18 protein-coding genes and 1 tRNA gene are annotated in these 18,513 nt (G+C 49.2%); 6 read left to right on the top strand and 13 right to left on the bottom strand.

The window, feature by feature from the left end; genetic code table 11:
- Positions 1–31: 31 nt before the first annotated feature.
- Together CMR00_04205 and CMR00_04200 are read left to right on the top strand one after the other, a co-directional pair.
- Positions 32–937: a hypothetical protein gene (locus CMR00_04205; protein PIO48507.1), complete on the top strand. Its 906-nt coding sequence runs from the start codon at positions 32–34 to the stop codon at positions 935–937.
- A 227-nt stretch (positions 938–1,164) separates the two neighbouring features.
- Positions 1,165–2,427 carry a hypothetical protein gene (locus tag CMR00_04200; GenBank protein PIO48506.1) on the top strand — a complete coding sequence of 421 codons (1,263 nt, stop codon included), beginning with the start codon at positions 1,165–1,167 and terminating at the stop codon, positions 2,425–2,427.
- A 31-nt stretch (positions 2,428–2,458) separates the two neighbouring features.
- On the opposite strand, the gene CMR00_04195 is transcribed toward CMR00_04200, so the two are convergent.
- The 13 genes from CMR00_04195 to CMR00_04135 form a co-directional block, all read right to left on the bottom strand.
- Positions 2,459–3,541, bottom strand: a complete 1,083-nt coding sequence (locus CMR00_04195) for a peptide chain release factor 1 (protein ID PIO48505.1) — start codon at positions 3,539–3,541, stop codon at positions 2,459–2,461.
- 76 nt (positions 3,542–3,617) lie between these two features.
- Positions 3,618–5,378, bottom strand: coding sequence for an amino acid transporter (locus CMR00_04190; protein PIO48504.1), 1,761 nt, complete (start codon positions 5,376–5,378; stop codon positions 3,618–3,620).
- A gap of 208 nt (positions 5,379–5,586) precedes the next feature.
- Complete coding sequence (locus CMR00_04185; GenBank protein PIO48503.1) at positions 5,587–6,456, bottom strand: hypothetical protein; 870 nt, start codon at positions 6,454–6,456, stop codon at positions 5,587–5,589.
- A gap of 63 nt (positions 6,457–6,519) precedes the next feature.
- Positions 6,520–6,735 (bottom strand): hypothetical protein, encoded by a 216-nt coding sequence (locus CMR00_04180; GenBank protein ID PIO48502.1) that lies wholly within the window; start codon positions 6,733–6,735, stop codon positions 6,520–6,522.
- Positions 6,732–7,658: a DNA polymerase III subunit delta gene (gene holA, locus CMR00_04175; protein ID PIO48501.1), complete on the bottom strand. Its 927-nt coding sequence runs from the start codon at positions 7,656–7,658 to the stop codon at positions 6,732–6,734. The genes CMR00_04180 and holA overlap by 4 nt, the downstream gene beginning before the upstream one ends.
- Positions 7,652–7,725, bottom strand: a tRNA-Val gene (locus tag CMR00_04170). Before CMR00_04170 ends, holA begins: the two co-directional genes overlap by 7 nt.
- A gap of 112 nt (positions 7,726–7,837) precedes the next feature.
- A complete protein-coding gene (locus tag CMR00_04165; protein ID PIO48500.1) occupies positions 7,838–10,981 on the bottom strand; it encodes a hypothetical protein in 3,144 nt (1,047 codons plus the stop codon).
- Positions 10,981–12,144: a hypothetical protein gene (locus tag CMR00_04160; GenBank protein PIO48499.1), complete on the bottom strand. Its 1,164-nt coding sequence runs from the start codon at positions 12,142–12,144 to the stop codon at positions 10,981–10,983. The genes CMR00_04165 and CMR00_04160 overlap by 1 nt, the downstream gene beginning before the upstream one ends.
- An 86-nt stretch (positions 12,145–12,230) precedes the next feature.
- Positions 12,231–13,184 (bottom strand): alcohol dehydrogenase, encoded by a 954-nt coding sequence (locus tag CMR00_04155; GenBank protein PIO48569.1) that lies wholly within the window; start codon positions 13,182–13,184, stop codon positions 12,231–12,233.
- A 92-nt stretch (positions 13,185–13,276) separates the two neighbouring features.
- Positions 13,277–13,963: a hypothetical protein gene (locus CMR00_04150; GenBank protein PIO48498.1), complete on the bottom strand. Its 687-nt coding sequence runs from the start codon at positions 13,961–13,963 to the stop codon at positions 13,277–13,279.
- Entirely contained in the window at positions 13,860–14,051 is a 192-nt protein-coding gene (locus CMR00_04145; GenBank protein ID PIO48497.1) for a hypothetical protein, read from the bottom strand. The genes CMR00_04150 and CMR00_04145 overlap by 104 nt, the downstream gene beginning before the upstream one ends.
- 212 nt (positions 14,052–14,263) lie before the next feature.
- Entirely contained in the window at positions 14,264–14,581 is a 318-nt protein-coding gene (gene cyaY, locus CMR00_04140; protein ID PIO48496.1) for an iron donor protein CyaY, read from the bottom strand.
- Between the two features lie 50 nt (positions 14,582–14,631).
- The gene (locus CMR00_04135; GenBank protein ID PIO48495.1) at positions 14,632–15,042 is read right to left on the bottom strand and encodes a hypothetical protein; all 411 of its coding nucleotides are present in this window, start codon (positions 15,040–15,042) and stop codon (positions 14,632–14,634) included.
- Positions 15,043–15,411: 369 nt separating this feature from the next.
- On the opposite strand from CMR00_04135, the gene CMR00_04130 reads away from it, so the two are divergent.
- The 4 genes from CMR00_04130 to CMR00_04115 all read left to right on the top strand — a co-directional run.
- Positions 15,412–15,786 carry a hypothetical protein gene (locus CMR00_04130; GenBank protein ID PIO48494.1) on the top strand — a complete coding sequence of 125 codons (375 nt, stop codon included), beginning with the start codon at positions 15,412–15,414 and terminating at the stop codon, positions 15,784–15,786.
- Positions 15,787–15,823: 37 nt separating this feature from the next.
- The gene (locus tag CMR00_04125) at positions 15,824–16,519 is read left to right on the top strand and encodes a lipase (GenBank protein PIO48493.1); all 696 of its coding nucleotides are present in this window, start codon (positions 15,824–15,826) and stop codon (positions 16,517–16,519) included.
- A gap of 587 nt (positions 16,520–17,106) precedes the next feature.
- On the top strand, positions 17,107–17,736 hold the full coding sequence (locus tag CMR00_04120; protein ID PIO48492.1) for a hypothetical protein: 630 nt from the start codon (positions 17,107–17,109) through the stop codon (positions 17,734–17,736).
- 224 nt (positions 17,737–17,960) lie between these two features.
- A partial coding sequence (locus CMR00_04115) for a hypothetical protein (protein ID PIO48491.1) occupies positions 17,961–18,513 on the top strand: 553 nt, incomplete at its 3' end.

Here is an 18,513-nt window from a genome sequence, read left to right as displayed (position 1 = left end):
CTATTCAAGACCCACGACGATAACAACCACAATGGAACAGTTATTTTCGCCCTGGCGCTCCAAATATATGGAATCCTTCAAGGAGAATACGCGAAAAACCGATAGCAAGTCCATTTTCGCTGATATTCCACCCGAAGAAGATGAAATGCGTATGGTGGTCTATCGCGGAAAAACCAGTTTTATCATCATGAACCTGTATCCCTACAACGCCGGGCATCTGATGATTATCCCCTACAAACAAACGCCAAACTTCTCCGACCTCGATAGCGAGACCCGACTTGAAATTATGAACCTGATTGATCTTTCCATGAAAGCGCTGACCGAGATACTCTCCCCGCATGGCTTTAACGTCGGGCTGAATTTAGGTAGCGTTGCAGGCGGCAGTGTGGATTCGCATATTCATTTTCATGTCGTGCCACGCTGGCATGGCGACACAAACTTTATGCCTGTGCTCGCAGATACAAAAGTGATTAGCAACGATATGCGCGAGCTCTACTACAAACTGCGTGATACGATGCAAAAACTCTCAAAACCACAGTTACCAATGAACACCCAAGAACTTGTCGAGCAACTCAGAGAAGTCTCAAAAGATTTACTGATGCCGAGCGAATCAGACTATCCCTTTGAAATTTTTCAGTGGAACGATGCCATGCCAACCATGGACGAAGTGTTACAACGTGGCGGGTACGCAGAAGATACTCCTGTCGAGAGCGTTGACTTAGATTATCTCTTTCAAAACTTGGCTGAAGAAAAAGACTGGCACGACGATGTGCAAAAAGCACAGGTCCCAAAATTCCGCCAATTTGCTGACCTTATGAAAACACATCTGAAAGGCCTGCAAGTCTATCGCGTGGGCACAGTTGAAATTGATGTATATGCCGTCGGCAGAATCGGCAACGATGTCGTAGGTTTTAAGACCAAAGTAATTGAGACCTAAACGCCACAGCAAAAACTGAGAACTGAATTACATCCATCGTTCTTAAGTAAATAAAAGAGGCGCATAAAGACTTTGCCTGTCCATCGTTGTGGAATCAGTTGCTGCTTGAAGTGAAGTAAGAACAGCCCCTTTGGAAATCTGTATCACCTCCACTTAGTTTTACATAGGATGAATCCCTAAGTTCAACCTGCACTATCTTAGCTAATGCATCACAAATGAGGTAAGCAATGAGCGCTATCATACCTTCCGTTAGACAGGTAGACTACCTTGAGACGATCATCAAGATCCAGCATGGTCTGCTGCAAGCCAAAGAGTTGTCCGCATTCTATGATGCTATGCTCTCTGATATTCGTCAAGCTACAGGAGCAAGCCGTGCGTACTTTTTTAGTTCTCAGTTGCACGATACAATCCAAGTCTATGCGCTCGTTGCTGAGTCTTGCGAACCATCACTCTCGCCACGAACAGATATAACGCTTCTGCAAGCTTTGCCGCACAGCTATGTACCACACTGGACAGTAACCTTGATGCACAATGGACTTGTCTATGGCACACAAAACAGCTTTGCAAGCGAAGAGAGGTTTTTTATGTCTGCGCAAAATATCCAATCGATATTGCTTGCCCCAGTCATTGCAGAGCAACGCTTCTTAGGCTTTTTAGGTCTTGATGATTGCAAGAATGCACATGAATGGAACACGATGGATAAGGAAATGCTGCAGCGTCTTGCCGCTGCATTAGCCTATGCGCTCTTGCGCGAGCAAACCATGCGAGACTTAATGTATGCAAGACAGGAGCAGCTTGAGCTAATGGAAATGTTAGCCCACGACCTCAAGAACCCACTGTCTGCAATTTTGCTTACAGCTGAAGTGCTGATTAAAAACCAAGATAAACTCTCGCAAGAAGAGGTGGAGAAACGGGTGACGAACATTAAGCGGAGTGTGCTTAGGATGAAAGATATCTCCGACACAATGTTGCAGAGTCATAGATCGACTCAAATTATGTCAATGACGCTCTGTCTCGAGCCGATTGGTCTTACAACTGTGATTGAAACGGTTGTAGACGCACTTCGCATGCAAGCGGCAGCAAAAGGTCAGCAATTGGTGGTAGAAGCAAGTAAAGAAGTACCTAAAGTATTGGGAGATAGAATTGCAGTGATGCAGGTTTTGGAAAATCTTATCTCGAATGCAATTAAGTTTTCGCCGTTGGGCAAAACGATTTGGATACGGCTGAGCAAACATGATAAGTGGATTCACATTGAGGTTGCTGATGAAGGTCCGGGAGTTAAGGAAGAAGATCGCCATAGGCTGTTTCAGAAGCGTGCAAAACTTTCTATCAAACCAACAGGTGGTGAGAGTACCACAGGCTATGGACTTTGGATTTGCAAAACGCTTATTGAGGCGATGCACGCAAAAATCTGGTATGAAGAGCGGCAGGGGTATGGGGCAACCTTCGTTGTAGCTTTGCGTAGCACCACAGAAGTGAACGAAAGCTAAGTGTAGCGCGTTAGTGCCTTTTGTTAAGTTGTTACAAGCTGGTCTGAGCTTTGAGACGTTCAGCTTGGTCTTGTACTTTCAAGGCCTCGATTAAGCCCTCTAAATTGCCATCAAGGATTTCTTGGAGTGGCCAATTTTTGACATCACCTTCTAAGCGGTGGTCAGTAACGCGGTTTTGCGGGAAATTATAGGTGCGGATTTTGTCGCTGCGGTCGCCGCTGCCAACCATAGAGCGACGCATATCGGTGCGCTGTTGTTGCTGTTCTTGCAGTTTGGCATCGTAGAGTTTAGAGCGTAGCATTTTCATTGCGCGCTCGCGATTTTGCAATTGTGAGCGTTCTTCTTGACAAGCCACGACAACGCCTGTCGGAATATGCCGAATGCGCACGGCGGTTTCAACTTTATTGACATTTTGTCCGCCCTTGCCGCCGCTGCGATACGTAGTAATCTCTAAATCTTCCTTGCGAATCTCGACATCGACCTCTTCAGCTTCAGGCAGCACGGCAACGGATGCGGCTGAAGTATGGACACGACCCTGCGATTCTGTCTCAGGTACACGCTGCACGCGATGCACGCCGCTTTCGAATTTCATAGTGCCATAGACATCTTCGCCAGTGAGGCTAAAGATAATTTCTTTGAAGCCGCCCATGCCACCAGTGTCGTTGTAGTCAAGCACTTGAAGCAACCAGCCTTTGCGCTCAGCGTAGCGTTGATACATTCGGAAAAGGTCAGCGGCAAAGAGTGCTGCTTCATCGCCACCTGTACCTGCGCGAATTTCGACAATTGCGTTGCGCGAATCGGCTTCATCTTTCGGCAGAAGTAGCAGTTTGAGTTTTGCTTCAAGCATCGGGAGTTGTTGCGCAAGTGTGTCATACTCTTGCTGTGCAAGCGCATGCATATCGGGGTCTTTTTCCGAATAAAGCATGTCCTTTGCCGCAGCAAAATCCGATTTGGCGCGCTTGTATTCCGAATAGGCTTTGACGACTTCACCCAGCGAGCGATACTCTTTACTGAGTTTTCGAAAAAGGTCTTGATTAGCCACAGTTTCGGGCAGTGCCAGCTGGGCTTCAATTTCTTTGTATCGCTCAGTCAGTTGCTCAAGTTTATCAAACATAATATGTTAGAGAATCGCGGAGTTTATGCCGTGCAAATGGTACAGAAAAACATAATGAGAAAGGTGATAAGGTTTGTTAATGCGTCGCGTGATTCAATTTGCTTTTACGGTAGCCATAAAGAAAATAAATGCCAAGCCCTAATGCGACCCAGACCCCAAAGCGCATCCAGTTTGCAGCGCCGAGTTCGGTCATCAGGTAGCCAACCGACAGCACAGCGAGTGCTGGAATCAGCGAGAACTCACGTTTGAAGCAAAAATAAGCTAAGACCACAGTGCCAATGAAATAGGTTGTCATAGGGATACGATGCGCAACTTGTGCCCAAAGGGATTCACTGCTGGAGGACAAGGTGAAAAAGGCTTGAACGCCCTCAGGGTTCAGTACGATAACGCTGGACCAAATAAACAGCACAATCAGCGGCACGAGATACTTGCCATTGACAAACGGGATTTTGAACTTACGTTCGGCTAGCGGCTCAGATTTTTCCAGTACCATGATACCGCCAGAGACAAGCAAGAATGCAAAGAGTGTCCCAATGCTGGTCAGGTCAGTTACGACGGTCATGTTTGCAAACAGTGATGGAATGCCAACAATAAGTCCAGTAACAAGCGTTGAGAAGCCGGGTGTTTTGAAGCGCGGGTGAATGGTGGCAAAGCGTTTAGGCAAGAGCCCATCACGGCTCATTGCCATCCAGATGCGTGGTTGCCCAAGTTGAAAGACGAGCATCACGGATGCCATTGCAATGACAGCACTCAATGCAATAATGCCTGAAATCCATTGCAAGTTAGCACCTTCGGGTCCGAAGACAAACGCCAGTGGGTCGCCCACATTGAGCAGTTTGTAGTGGCTCATGCCCGTGAGCACGAGTGCAACAGCAATGTAGAGCAGCGTGCAAATCAGTAGTGAATACATCATGCCGCGTGGCAAATCGCGCTGTGCGTCTTTGCATTCTTCGGCAGTTGTGGAGATGGCATCGAAGCCGATGTAGGCAAAAAACACAGCCGAGACACCTTGCATCACGCCTGACAAACCATTCGGTGCAAAAGGTGTCCAGTTGCTCGGTTTGACATAGAATGCGCCCAAAATAATAACTAGCAAGACGACCCCGACTTTTAGAATCACCATTAGGTTTGTGGTGGTGCGTGATTCTTTGATACCGATGTAGACGATAGCGGTAATCAACGCATTGATGAGGAAGGCAGGCAAATCGCATATCAAACGAAAGCCCGCGATGACAGGAGCATTGAGCCAAGTTCGGTAGGCATCAAGCGTAGTGGCAAAGTCCAAGTTCTGTGAAAGGCTCTCGAGCGTTGTGCCACGTGCCAGTTCTGCTTCAATTGTCGCTGCAGCTTGCGACGCCGTGAAGTAGTCCATAGAGAGATAGTCAGGAAAGTGGATGCCGTAACCAGCCAGAAGTGCTGTGAAGTAGTCGCTCCAAGAAATTGCAACGACGATATTGCCGACAGCATACTCCATAATTAAGCCCCAGCCGATAATCCAGGCAAAGAGTTCGCCAAATGAGGCATAGGCGTAGGTATAGGCTGAGCCAGAGACAGGAATAAGCGAAGCAAATTCTGCATAGCAGAGCACGGAGAAACCGCAGGCAATTGCGGTAAAGACAAAGAGCAACGACACTGCAGGTCCGCCTGAATAAGCCGCATTACCGATAGTCGAGAAGATACCGGCACCAACAACGGCAGCAATGCCCAGCATCGTGAGATCAAAGACGCTGAGCGTTTTGACAAGCGTGTGAGTTTTTTCACCATCACCAAAACCGTGTGCTATATCGCTCTGAATTTGCTGAATGGATTTTTTCCGAAAGAAAGATCCGTTTGGCATCGCTGAATTATCGCATCGGTTTTGCAGCGGTGCACATCATATTGCTGCGTTTGTTGATAGTGTCTGTGCCATAGTGGAACGCAGAACGCAGTATATCTTGCAAGCTCGAAAGCATTGTATCAATCTAAATTTTTTTCAGTCATTTGCAAATATCAGGTAAAATCAGTCGAGGGGTTAAAATCAACGCACACAAGCATGCAGCGAGATATCAGAGCAACCAATCAATTTTGCGCACCACCAAGACGGGGTTCTCACTGCGGCTTGAGACTTCAACGGCAGTCGAGCCCAAAAAAAACTGTTTGAATCCACCTGCGCCGTGTGCGGAGATAACCGTCAAGTCAATGGCGTTTTCTTTGCTATACTTCAAGATAGCATTGCCTGGAGAAACTCCCTTGATGTCATCATTGATGAAGAGGCGTTTAATGCCATTCAAAGTGAAAAGACGTTTGACGGCATCCATTTCTGTTTTTGGGTCGCGTATCATTGAGGTTTGAGTGGAGCGATAGTGCACGACATGCACATCGGAGTCATATTCTTTGGCAAACTTCATCAAGTAAGGTAAGGCTTGCTGCGAGAGTTCAGAAAAATCTGTCGGGAAGAGCAGGCGAATCGGACGGAATTTTTGTTCAGGTCGTGAAAAGACCATCAGCGGGCATGGTGCTGTACGGATAACGCGGTATGTGGTGCTGCCTAAAATGAACTGATTGGTAATGCCCATGCTGCGCGTCGCCATCATAATCAGTCCGACATGTTGCTCTTTGCCAACGCGTGCAATCATGTCAGTAGGTTTGCCAAAAGCCGTGAGCGTGGTAACATTTTGGGTATTTCGCAACTTGGGCTGAATGTGCAGTTTCATGCGATTTTGAGAATCCTGCTCTAAGGTACGGCGCAGCGTTTGCACATCGGCGTTGCTCTTGCGATAAGGGGCATATTCCGGTGCAAGATCGTCCACAACATTCAGCACAATGATAGAAGAATTGAAAACTTCAGCCACTTTCGTAGCGTGCTCTACCACCGATTGCGACTGCAGCGAAAAATCCACTGGGCAGAGAATTTTGCGAATAATAGCTTGCTGCATGATCTGAAATCAGGTTTTTAATCTTTTTGCGATACAAGATCACAACGTTGCAATATAAAGGCTTTATGAGACAAGTTGTTGGATTAAGTGCAAAACAAGCAACGGTTCATCTTGTTTGGGCAAAATACCTTTGAGTGATAAATCGGCGCGGTGCAGAGCAAGCAGGGCGCGTTCAATATCGCGCTGTGAAAAGACTTCAGCGTGACGCCGGTATTCTTTGAGAAAGTAGACCTGTGCGCCGAACAGTCCAAGTTCTTTTGCCGCATCTTGATCGCTCATGCGCAGTGCAGCAGGCGTTTTGAGTTTCCAGAGGCGCGTAAAAAAAGCGTGAAGTAATTCACAATAGGCGCAAGACTACCTTCCCGCTCAAGAATTTTCAGGGCAATGCCAGAGGCTTGGCGCAGATTGCGCTCAGCAACCGCTTTCTGAAGGGCGAAAACATCATATTCTCTCAGTACAGCAACAGCATCTAAGACATCTTGTCCTGTAATGGTTTTGTCGGCGCGTGTGCCGGCATAGCTGATGAGTTTTTGAATTTCGTTGCTAAGTTCGCGTGCAGAATTGCCTACGAAGATCTCAAGATTGCGCAGGGCATCGGGCGTCAGGCGCCAGCCTAAACGTGCAGCATAGCGCTCTGCAAACTCAGCCTCAGATTTGAGCGGCACACATTCGTAACTAACTGTTTCTAACCACACAAATGGCTCTTTTTTCAGGTCTTGTTTTTCCAATGCACCTGCCGCAAGTACAAGGGTTGTCGTGCTGAGAGGATGTCTCAGATACTGCTCAAATTCTGCAAGGTGTGCAGCTTGTTTTTCTTTTGAAGACTCTTTTCGGACTTTGTCAAATTGCTTGACTATCACCAGCCGCCGTTCTGCAAACATAGAGTACTCTGAGGCTGCCGAGACAATTGCGCCCAGAGTGGTCTCAGCACCATAGAGCGTTACGGTGTTAGCGGCTTGCTCCACTTCATCTTTGAACAAGAGAGACTTAAGGGCACGCAGTACTTCTTCAATAAGAAACTCTTCTTCGCCATAGAAAAAGTAAATGGGCGCTGTGTGCTTGGAGCGAAGCAGTGTATCTAAGTCAGAGAGAGTGAGACGTTTTGCCACAGGGTACCAAAGATGTCGCAGGCTTTCAGCAATAACAATTGCCTGCGCTTGCTTTCGGCTGGTGCCGCCGCAGTGCAGAGGCACTGTGGGCAATACTAGATTCGAACTAGTGACCTTTCGCGTGTGAAGCGAACGCTCTAACCAACTGAGCTAATTGCCCGCGTGTTTCAAAATCAACTTGCAAAGAGCAAAAATAACGCGTCTGCAGATTTCTTCAAAATGTTATGTGTGGCTAAATGACAGCAAGCTGTACTCAAAAAGTTGCAATTAAGCTACTTGACGACCGCAATTTTAAGGCGCACACTTTCCGACTCGCGCTGCTCTGGCGTGATGATGCCGTAATAAATCCCACTCTGCACATTTGAGAGATTCCAGACAACTTCATTATCGGTGCCGCCACGTCCTTCAACGGTTTGCTCCCAGACTTTAGCGCCAGTGAGAGAAAAGACTTTAATTGTAACGCGTGCATTTTCACGCAAATAAAAACGAAAACGCGTTTCCTCGCGCGCAGGATTAGGATAGTTGTAAGCTAATTTTGCAGGGAAAAATTCGCTAATGCTCACTTGCTGCCAATTCGGCGTGCGTTGCACCTGCAGCACATTACGATTCTGTGCATCGGCATAAAGCGATAACCATGCCACATTAGGCGACGACGCCAGCAATTCAAAGCCCTGCAAGAATCCAGCCCGATCAATGCTGTAAAGATGAAGACGTGTCTGACTTGAAACAAGCGCTACACTTGGCGTGGTCTCCGTGTTTTCTGCCACTGCTATAGTGAAAAGCATTTGACCGAGGCGAGTGTAACCTGCAAGCCGACCGTCAGGCGTGTGAATGATCAAATCTTCAAATGTGTCGCCATCAAGGTCTGCAACAATAGGGCTCGAGGCAAGGGGCTTTTCAGAGAAAAGCTGAATCGGAAAGTTCGTAATCAGTACCCCACTGGGATTGTAAGCAAAAATTTTATCGTCAGCAGCAATTACTGTTGCCACTTCGCCACGATGTTGCAAGTCAGCAAAAACTGGTGAGGCTCGAATCGGATTTTTGCATGGCACAGCCACACGCACAAGCTCACCGCCTTCACGCAGCAGCAGGAGCGTTTTGTCTTGCAAGACGACAGCCCCAATTAAGCCACGCGTGAAGCCTGTAGCTGCAGCAGCTGTAGCAGGAACATCGCCGAAGAGCCAGCGCGTGGCGCCAAACTGCGCACGATCTTCAGCCACGTGAAGCGTTTCAGTAGCACTGACGATGGCACGCGAAGAAATTTGCGAAGAATCCGTAAGGCTAATGCCGGTAGGAGAAATGGTGCCACGAAAGACTATCCCCGAGGCTGTGCCAATGCGATAAATTGCGCTCGATGTGGCACTACTGCGTTCCAAACTGAGCGTGGTGATGCGGGAGCCGAAGCGACGCAGCAGCGTCTGTGAAGAAGCGCGAAGGAAGGCTATGAGTGAATCGCCGGACGCTCCGAGAATTACACTCGAGTTAGCGGCAGGTTTCAACTGACTCGAAAACTCACCAAGCCGCTGTGCTGTTGTGAAAACGTCGCCACGGGTGTTTTGAACAAGAACGAGCGTGTCGAGCACTGTGGGAGAGGCACGCATGTCGAAGTCTCCAGAGAGTTGAATAGGAAAGTTAGGCAAGGGTTGTAAGAATGCAGAGCCGCGTTGAACCTGAGCGGTCATGATGGGCGCAGGTTGTGAAAAGGCACTGAAACGAATTTGTGTAGGTGCACCGCGCGCAGAACGCGTGTTAGGGATGGTGTTGTCATCGATTTGGTTTCGGTAAAACGGCGCGATATTGCCTTGAAAGAAAGCATCGAACACGACGCCAGACTGTGTGCCACTGCCAGCATCTTGAATGCCGTAGTTTTGTCCGATGTCTTGCGATCCATCCGCTTCTAAGAGAAAGACCGCGCGCGGCTCGAGTGCGTTAATGCGATTCGAATCGCGCCGTTCGGCAATAAGGTCTTCGCTGATGCGCCAAATTAACACGCCACCATCGAAGCGGCGATTATTTACGGTGGCGCTAGGCAAGCTCCATTCGTAATTATCGCAGGCAACAACTTGTCCGTTAAGGCGTGAGATGTTGCCGAAAGAAAAGCCGGCTTCATCGCGTGTGAAAGTAAGCAGCGTAGGTGTGCCGCGCTGAACAAGGGTCAGCGTAACGCCTGTAGCGCGTGCATCGCGTTGACGATTTTCGAGCAGGAAATACTCGCGTGAAGAAATTGGCACGCGGTAAATCACCGAATCGGAATTTTGGTGCAAGCCTTGTGCAGAAAGTCGCAGGGTTTGTGCAGAGGCACGAACCTCGACGGGACGTGCCCAGCCCAGAATCAGACGTTCCCAAGCTGAAGGTTCAGGCGGCAAGACACCGTTGTAGTTGAAGAAGCCTTCGCCATCGAGCAACCCAAAGCGTCCAATACCGCTGCGTCCATTCGTGGTGTTGAAAAGGTCAGGTACACCAAGGAAACTTGCAAAACTGGCGCAGAGCAATCCATTTGTGGACAGTTCAAGCAAGGCGCGTCCGCCGATGGCGTCAATCTCGCGTGTTTCTGTAGCAGGCAAAAGTGAGGTGTTGGTAATTCTTACGCCGCCACGTACGGCAAAGCCGTTGAAGGCGGGACCAAAGACACGCCGAAACGACCCAAGGTTGAAGGTCAGTGAGGGCAAATCAAAGGGGGTGGGGTCGGCGCCGCCAAGCGCAACAAGGTCAATGTCGCGTCCGACACCAGCATGAAAAATGATGAAGCAATCGAACTGCGAGAAATCTAATTCGGGACTTTGGGCATCGACAAGTGTCCAGACTTCGCGAATGAGTTCAGCCAGTCGCTCATTGCCTTCGCCTCGGCGCGGTGAATACTCCGACATCACTTTTGAGACACGGTAAATGCGTGCAGGTACAGTGTAAGTGATGCGTGTTTTGCCGTCGCTGCAGGTCTCAAAATAATTTTTAAGAAAATCAAGTTTGCGCTGAAAGTAAGCGCGATCATGCGGCAACGGGTCAATGACCGTATCGCCTGCAGCAACAAGGTAGGGCAAGCCCCCGAATTGTCCTGTGCCTGTCGTGCGCGAATCGGTATCGGCTTGAAATTCTACCATAACGGCTAAAATGCGAAACGTGCCAACACCTAAGTTTTGAAGACGTGAGGGTCTGTCACTGCCTTCTGCAACAAGGCGATGTGAGGCATGCAGCACATTGAAGGTGGCTTGCGCATAGAGCCCCGCATGCAAGAGAGGACAGCTAAAAAAGAGAATAAGAAGAAAAATGCCAGTGCGCATAAGTTTAGTGCGAAGGCTTGGAGCGCGCAAAATAAAACAAGCACACAAAGGTGAAATCGTCATGAAAAGAAAAGACAAGCAAAGTGTGAGACAAAAAAGGGGCTTGCGCAACAAGCCCCGTGAGAGACTCAAGAACATCATTGCCGTGAGGCTTGACCGAGCGTCGGAAAGTTAAGCACGAGCGAGATTCTGACTGTCCCTGCCAGTGGATGATTTTGTTCGACAGCTTGCAGATAACTGAAATCAACTCCTAAGAAGTTGTAGCGCAACCCAGCACCGAAGGTTAGGAATTGCCGTCCGCCTGTGCGTTGATCTTCATAGAAATAGCCGGCACGCAGCGCAAGGAGTGAAGGTTTGCCATACCAATACTCGATGCCGACGCCGGTGGTAAAAGTGCGAAGCACAGCTTCGACGCCCCAAGAAGTAAAAAGCGCTTGCAGGAATCCATCGGTTTTCAGTCGTGGCAGCAGCGTGTCGCCGCGTGGTTCAAATTCTACAGTGCGGCGCACCAGTAAGCGACTGACATCAGCGGTAACGGTCATTTTGTTGTAGTCATCGTTGAGCAAACGAAAGGCAAAGCCAGCACGAAAGTTGGTCGGCAGGGGGTCGGCTTGTGCAGCATCAACATAGGTCATGGCTGGACCGATGTTCGAGATATTCAACCCGAAGCTAAGCCGATCGCTGAGCCAGCCACCAAATTGCGGACGCCAGAGTGTGGCAAGGTCAAACGAGATGCTATTACCCTGACCAGCGCTGCGCTCATTGCCGACTTGCACACTAGCAGGCGAAAGTGAGCTATTGATGTAGCGAATAGAGGTGCCCAGCGAAAGTTCAGGCAATACGCGCACGCCATAGTGCAGACCAACGGCAAACTCATAACTGCGAAATGCGCCCAGGTCATTGCCCGCTCCGTCTGTAAAACGGCTTTCACCAAGGTTGAGATAAATGAGGCTAAGGCCAAAGGTGCCCCAGCCCGGCACATAGTATTTCCCCGTAAGAAAATTGTAGAAAAGATCGGCGTTGAATGCAGGCAGCCAGTTTGAGTAAGTCAGATTGACATCAAATCCTTTTTGATAGCCTAATCCAGCAGGATTCCAGAACACCGCGCTGGCGTTGTCAGCAATAGCGACATTGGCGTCACCCATGCCCGCGGCACGAGAATCGGGACTAATAAGCAAAAACGGAACAGCAGTGGTAACCACAGTCGATGGCGCTTGAGCCATAGCGCGCTGTGCTGCAAAAACTGTGAGCACAGCAAGCAAAATCGAGCGTGAAAGAGAAAAAAGGCGATTGAAGTTCATCACAAGTTGCTATTAGTTATCAAAAATGAGAGCCGAATATACTTCCCAACCATGCACAAACCAAGAGCCGCACCTGTCCCCTTGCCCTACCAGACGAGCACGGTTTTGATGGCATCGGCGCGGTTCAAAGCTACATCGTAGGCTTGCTCATATTCTGAGACAGGGAAACGGTGCGTAAGAAATTTCTCTACAGGCAACGCATCTTCAGAAAGCAAATACTTAGCTTCAAAAAAATCATCATCACTGGTGCGAATGGAGGTAACGAAAATCGGCTCTTTATCTTGAATGAGCCGATAGTCAAGTTTCATCTCATCATAGTTTCCCACCAAAAGAAACGTGCCACGCGGCTTGAGCAATTTCATGGCTTGCTCGAGGATTAAGAGGCGACCAGTCGTTTCAATAATCACATCGTAGCGCTCAAGGTAATCCGAAGGAAAATCTAAGATATCAAAAGCAATGTCTTTTGCCGCTGCCAGCAGCCCACGCGTCTGATATTTCTCACAGGCATCGACGGCACTGAAGCCCTTGTAGTTCAAATACTCTGCAAGCATTAACCCCACTGAGCCTAAGCCAACAATCAAGATGCGCTCTATGGCTTCAAGATTAAGTTTTTTGACAGCGGAAATCGCATAGGCGACTAAGCCAATCAAGATATCTTTTTCTTCGGGTTGCCTGCGAATCGGAATCACATTGGCTTGATTGGTAACGACATACTCAGCTTGGCAACCAAAGAGCGGCGTCAGCTCAAGCCAATTGTCCACACGATGCACAAACACATAATCGCCAACTTCTACATCAATCACATTTGAGCCAATCTCGACAACCTCACCAACTAATTCACTGCCCGAAAGCACAGGAAACTTGATTTCTTTTGACGTGATGGATTTGCCCGTAAGCACAAAACGCTCCACACCGGGCGTGATGGAGGTGGCAAGCGTGCGCACACGTACATCGCTGGGACCAAGCGGCAAAGGGGTCAGTTCCACAAAATTGATGCGGTTAGCTTTCGGATAAATAATACCTTTGGGTTTGCGGTTCATCTCCACAGCAAGTGTTCGATACCACTCAACGTTAAGTGTTGCAAAAATAATGCAATTGCAACAGGCTACAAATGTCAAACCTGTGCAGGGCGTCATGGCGCAAATCGGCGCAGTGTCCGCTCAATAGCAGACCAGTAAGAACGACCAAACAAATTTAGATGCACCAGAAGCGGATAAAGATTGAACACCTCAAGACGGGCACGCCACTCTGGCACAAGTGGAAACACAGCATGATAGACCTCAAAGAGTCGCTCACTAAAGCCCCCAAAAAGATGCATGAAAGCAATCTCAGCTTCACGGTGTCCGAAATACACGGCAGGGTCGAAGAGCACCGGCAAGCCCTCAGAACCGACCAGAAAATTGCCGCTCCACAAATCGCCATGCAAGAGTGCCGGTGGCTCATCAGGGAAAAACGACTCAAGCGCAGGAAAAAGTCGCTCAACGCGCTTTACCTCGTGCACTGAAAGCAAAGACGCCTGACGGGCACGCTTAAGCATGGGACGAAGTCGCTCCTCAATAAAAAATTCTGACCAACGCCGATGCCATGTATTCTGCTGCGGAAGAGCGCCGATAAAATTATGCTGCTTGTAGCCAAATTGTGCTGCACTATGACGGTGCAAAAGCGCAAGACGCTCACCGAAGGTGTCCCAAAACGCCGAAGATGCTGCACCTTGCTCAACATAGTGCAAGACCAAAAAAAGCCTCATGGTCCGTTGCGCCCACAAGAAGTGTTTCAGGCACAGCAAAGGTGTGCGTGGCACGCAGACAAGCCAGACCATCGGCTTCAGCAAGAAAGTTCTCGTGATGCTGCACGGTGTTATGCTTAACAAAAAAATGTCCCGACGCTGGTCTCAACTTTTGCAGCATGGTGAATTGAGCCGCCAGAAAGATGCGTGCACTTCAAAATCGTTATGCGCTGTCCAAAGTGAGACGACAGCGCAGTGTCTAACCATGACAATGTCTTGGAATGCATAACAAAGCCTCATGTTTGCAGCTCAGCAAACAGCTACCATCCAACAAAATCAAAATGCCCCATGGCACGACGTCGCAAAGCGTAAGGCGTAGCGATGGCAAGGCAATTATGTCAAGGAAATAGGCCGACCAAGTTTGGCGCTAACAAGCTCAGAGAGCACAGCTGAGAGCTCAAGTCCCCGCTTGTCGTCGAGCCACTTGTGGTCTTTGAAATCAAATCGCCAGCCGCCTTGCGGTTCGGCTAACCAAATTTGATTGGTTGCGCTCTGACGATTGATGATAAGTTTTGTGCCATCCTCAAACTCAATGACCAGTTTGCCATCGGCAAGGTCAAGCTCTAAGTCGTCAGAGCCCAGCGCATCGAGTGCACGAAAAAGCCGTTGAAGTTCTTTGTCAATTTCTAAAAGCAGGTGTTGTTCTTGCATCGCAATGCATGTTTGACTGCAGCGCCTTGAGACGCTGCATGGTTGAAAAATTATGTCGCACGCTCTGAGCAGGGCGTCGGTGCAGGGTTGAGCCGCATGCCCTCAATGCCAAGCGCAGCGATACGGCAGAGCAGCGTGGTCATAAGTTCGAGAAATTCAGCCAGTTCAGCCTCTGTGTGCCAGCGCGCCAAATCGCTGACATCGCCTGCACCTAAATGCTTGTCATGCAATTCATCATGAAAAAGATGCACCAAAAAATCAGGCTTGAAGCGGCTATCGCCAACTTCCCAATCTAGCGAGTCGACAAACGCTGAGCGGTGCGCCGCAATGGTCTCTGCTACCAACTGGCGCAGCGTCTCATAAAGCTCGACTTTCTCTTCAAGCTCAATTTCAATCAACAGACCACGAATGCGCTCCTGTTTGAAGCGCGCCAAAGCGCGCAGCAGTTCTGTTTTGGTCATGCGTGTCTAACCAAAGCAAAATTTGAGACAAAATTAGCGAAAACCTCACGAGCGCCAAGCATAACTCAACAACAAAGAAGCAACATGAAAGAAAAGCGCAGCGCACAAACATGCAACCTGCACAAAGAAAATGTTGCGCGCAAAACGGCGCCGATGTAACTTGCTGCAAAAGACAACAAAACCTGCGTATGGAGATTTTCAAAGATTTATTTCAATTTTTAGCAGAGCGCAAAAAGTGGTGGCTGGCACCAATTGTGGTGGTCTTACTGTGTATTGGTCTTCTGGTGGTCATCGGCGGCGGCACAGCAATTGCACCATTTATCTATACGCTGTTCTAAGCAATTGAGAGTAAGCTAAAAACTAGGAGCAATGAAAACTGCATCTCATGCCAAGCAAGATGCCAAATCGGAACTTGCAATTGTCGTCGGGTTTCTTGTGCTTTTTGTCATCTTTCAGAAGATGTGGCTGCTTTATTTAGCCTGTGGGCTCGGCGTAGTCTTTCTTGGCTCTGAAAATTTGAGCAGGTTCATACTTGCAGTGTGGTTTAAATTTGCGCAAGCTATTGGATACATCAACACTCGGCTCTTGCTGTCGCTGGTGTATGTGGGAGTGCTATGGCCCGTGGCACTCTTGCGTCGACTGACACAGCCCGACCCGCTCTGGCTAAAGGCACCGCCAAGAGAGACCATGTTCAAGACCTTGGAGCGCAGCTACGAAAAAAAAGATTTTGAAAAACTTTGGTAGCAACTCCAGTAGAACACTCCGCTGAGCCAATCTAAAGATGTCAAATCCGATTGTCATTATGCCCGGCACAGCGATGTGGGGCGGCATTTTTGAGGAAATGCGCTGGCATCTGGGTAAGGCATTTGGACAAGAGAAAATCTTTATTGTGCCGCTAACCGTGCTCGATTGGATTGGCGTTCCACCCTCGCCAGAGCGTTCCACCGTGCGTGTCATGCGGCGGCTGCACGAGACCGTGCTTGAAGCGCAAAAACGCTACCCCAATGAGCCGATTAGTATTATCGGACATAGCGGCGGCGGCACTGCCGCAATGATTTATTTGCTTGGCAAGCCTTTCCAAGGTGAAGTCTATCCTGAAGTGCCTGTTCGGCAACTTATCACCCTAGGCTCACCTTTTCAGAGCGTAGAGCAATATGGAAAAATTAAATCTGACTTCATTGCCCAGCATCTTAACCAGCAATTCTTTGCACGCATCAACGTGGTGAGTGTGGCAGGCAAAACCCGTTTTGGCAATCCAAAAGGATCACTGGCAGAGCGCACCGCATTTGAATGCTACAAGAATACGATAGGATGCGGCGACGTGTGGGGCGATGGCGTCGTGCCTACGCAAGCCTGCTGGCTGGACGGCGCAACCAACCTCGAAGTGCACGACGTGGAGCACCTGCCTACACCATTCAGACTGTGGTATGGCTCACAGAGTGTGATAAAAATCTGGCAAGAGAGCTTAAAGATTTAGCGCGGAATTTGGTTTTCTCAAAATTATCCCGTAATATCGCACTCAAAGTTTGTACGCGAACTAAAAAAACCAATGTCTCTCGAGGATAGAGTTGCAGATTTAGCCGTAGCGGTCGCAGCAGATGATGCTTCCAAGTATGGAAGAGCAAACACGACACGAATGCTACACATGTACAAAACGCAGCGTACAGGCTGCTCTCTCTACTCGAGAAAAAAAACCAGAACATTGCCACGGTTTCTAAAAGCACACATCAGAGCTTTCCCAGCAGCTTTTTTCAGAAGAAGCTTGACTACCTCGTTGCTATCGTTCTGCGGTAGAGCGAAGTACTGCTTGTTCAATTAACACTAAAACGACAATGCTCATGCAAAAACGTCTCTCCTTAAAAGCGCTTTACCTTGCGCTGACAGTCTTGGTTCTGTGTGTGGGCAGCGCATCGGCGCAGAACCCAAGCATGCGGGGACCGCTACTCAAGGTAAAAATCTACAGCGGCGCCGCTATCCTGCCCTACTTTACCACTGGGTTCAAGGATGCGCATATCACATCTTTCCCAGGGGGAATCTTTGGTATAACCGAAGAGCGCTTAAAACTTGCCACTCTCAAAAGGCACCAGCGAAAACATTCGCTTCGGTGGGCTCTTGGGTCTGGAAGTCTCCAACCTCGGCGGCTACAAGCGACTGTCTCTGAATGTCGAAGCACAAGGCATGCCCGGCGAAAATAGCCGCTACTTCAACATCGCCGCTGGCTTTGGCTACAAATTCTTTGACCTCAAAGAAGATGCAAAGCAAGATTTCCCGATGACCATCGGCTTGCTCGTCAAAGGTGGATACTCCTTCGGGCTCTCAACCTTTGCTAATGTGGAAGCCTTGGCTGACCGCCCCTTCGCTAGCACTGTCGTAACCGATGGCGGGCTGTTCCAAGTCGGTGACCGCGTACAAGCCGATATTCTGGGTGCAACCATCCAAGCCGCTGTAACCGTCAATATCGAGATAATTAAGAATGTCGACGTGGGCCTGCAACTGGGCTATAGCGGTGCTTGGCTCAACTCCATTAACATCACCTCAAGCAGCGGCGGTACACTTAATCCGCTTTCGCCACATGTTGTTAATCCCAATACGACAGACCGCACACAGGGTTTCACCAGAGCCTATACCGAAGCCCCAAGCATCTCGCTGAATGGCTTCTTTGCGGCGCTGCAGTTTGGCTTAACGCTGTACTAAGTGACGGCTAACTGAATTTCAATCGGCACATGGGTAGTTAAAATGGGTTGCGACCTGCCTCTGTGCCACAGACTTAACTTAAAACAAACGCAACCTTCAAAATAACGCTAAACCAGAAGAAAGCCATGAATAGACCAAACACATCATTCATCGCGTCTCTTCTGCTCCTCGTGCTCTTCGGAGTCCTAGCGGGGTGCCGAGAAACGCCGATAAACAACAACCCCGTGCCGCGCGGGCGCCAATTCGTTGGCGAAATCAACGGTGTTGTCCGCAATGGCAATACCGGCGCGCCGCTCTCGGGGGTCACACTGCGCCTCATCGGTCCAGATGGAGACCAAACCGCAACCACCAACGCCGATGGGATTTATATCTTCCGTAACCTGCAAGCGGGTGTCTACAAAATTGCAGCTGTAGCCCCAGCAGGATTTGCGCCAACCCGCGTCCAAGATGTCGAACTGCGCGATGATGCCAATACCAGCACTGGCGTCGCTGTCGTGCGTATCGCTCGCGATGTGCGCTTCTACCTAGCAAATGCGAGCGTCGCCGGCTTGATCCAATTGCGCACACCCAGCGGTCAGCTCCTGCGCGCCCCTGTCGGCTCACCTGTCTTTATTGACTTTACCAGACGTGGTAGCCCAGAGGCCAGAACCATCGGTGATGTGCAAGTTGCCGAAGTCTCTGGCACGGTGCGCGCCGATACCGTGATTGGCGGACAAGTTGCAAACATCATCTTCACAGGATTGCCAGCCGTAGGCTCGTTAGCCGATGTAGAAGGTC

Source organism: [Chlorobium] sp. 445 (assembly GCA_002763895.1).
Classification (GTDB): Bacteria; Bacteroidota; Chlorobiia; order Chlorobiales; family Thermochlorobacteraceae; genus Thermochlorobacter.
Note: the sequence above shows the minus strand (reverse complement) of the source record. Positions and strands in the feature narration are given on the sequence as shown.

Coding starts and splice junctions, on each gene's coding strand:
- CMR00_04205 (PIO48507.1), top strand. CDS start 32: ATGGAACAGTTATTTTCGCCCTGGCGCTCCAAATATATGGAATCCTTC.
- CMR00_04200 (PIO48506.1), top strand. CDS start 1,165: ATGAGCGCTATCATACCTTCCGTTAGACAGGTAGACTACCTTGAGACG.
- CMR00_04195 (PIO48505.1), bottom strand. CDS start 3,541: ATGTTTGATAAACTTGAGCAACTGACTGAGCGATACAAAGAAATTGAA.
- CMR00_04190 (PIO48504.1), bottom strand. CDS start 5,378: ATGCCAAACGGATCTTTCTTTCGGAAAAAATCCATTCAGCAAATTCAG.
- CMR00_04185 (PIO48503.1), bottom strand. CDS start 6,456: ATGCAGCAAGCTATTATTCGCAAAATTCTCTGCCCAGTGGATTTTTCG.
- CMR00_04180 (PIO48502.1), bottom strand. CDS start 6,735: ATGAGCGATCAAGATGCGGCAAAAGAACTTGGACTGTTCGGCGCACAG.
- CMR00_04165 (PIO48500.1), bottom strand. CDS start 10,981: ATGTTCTTGAGTCTCTCACGGGGCTTGTTGCGCAAGCCCCTTTTTTGT.
- CMR00_04160 (PIO48499.1), bottom strand. CDS start 12,144: ATGAACTTCAATCGCCTTTTTTCTCTTTCACGCTCGATTTTGCTTGCT.
- CMR00_04155 (PIO48569.1), bottom strand. CDS start 13,184: ATGAACCGCAAACCCAAAGGTATTATTTATCCGAAAGCTAACCGCATC.
- CMR00_04150 (PIO48498.1), bottom strand. CDS start 13,963: ATGGTCTGGCTTGTCTGCGTGCCACGCACACCTTTGCTGTGCCTGAAA.
- CMR00_04145 (PIO48497.1), bottom strand. CDS start 14,051: ATGCTGCAAAAGTTGAGACCAGCGTCGGGACATTTTTTTGTTAAGCAT.
- cyaY (PIO48496.1), bottom strand. CDS start 14,581: ATGCAAGAACAACACCTGCTTTTAGAAATTGACAAAGAACTTCAACGG.
- CMR00_04135 (PIO48495.1), bottom strand. CDS start 15,042: ATGACCAAAACAGAACTGCTGCGCGCTTTGGCGCGCTTCAAACAGGAG.
- CMR00_04130 (PIO48494.1), top strand. CDS start 15,412: ATGAAAACTGCATCTCATGCCAAGCAAGATGCCAAATCGGAACTTGCA.
- CMR00_04125 (PIO48493.1), top strand. CDS start 15,824: ATGTCAAATCCGATTGTCATTATGCCCGGCACAGCGATGTGGGGCGGC.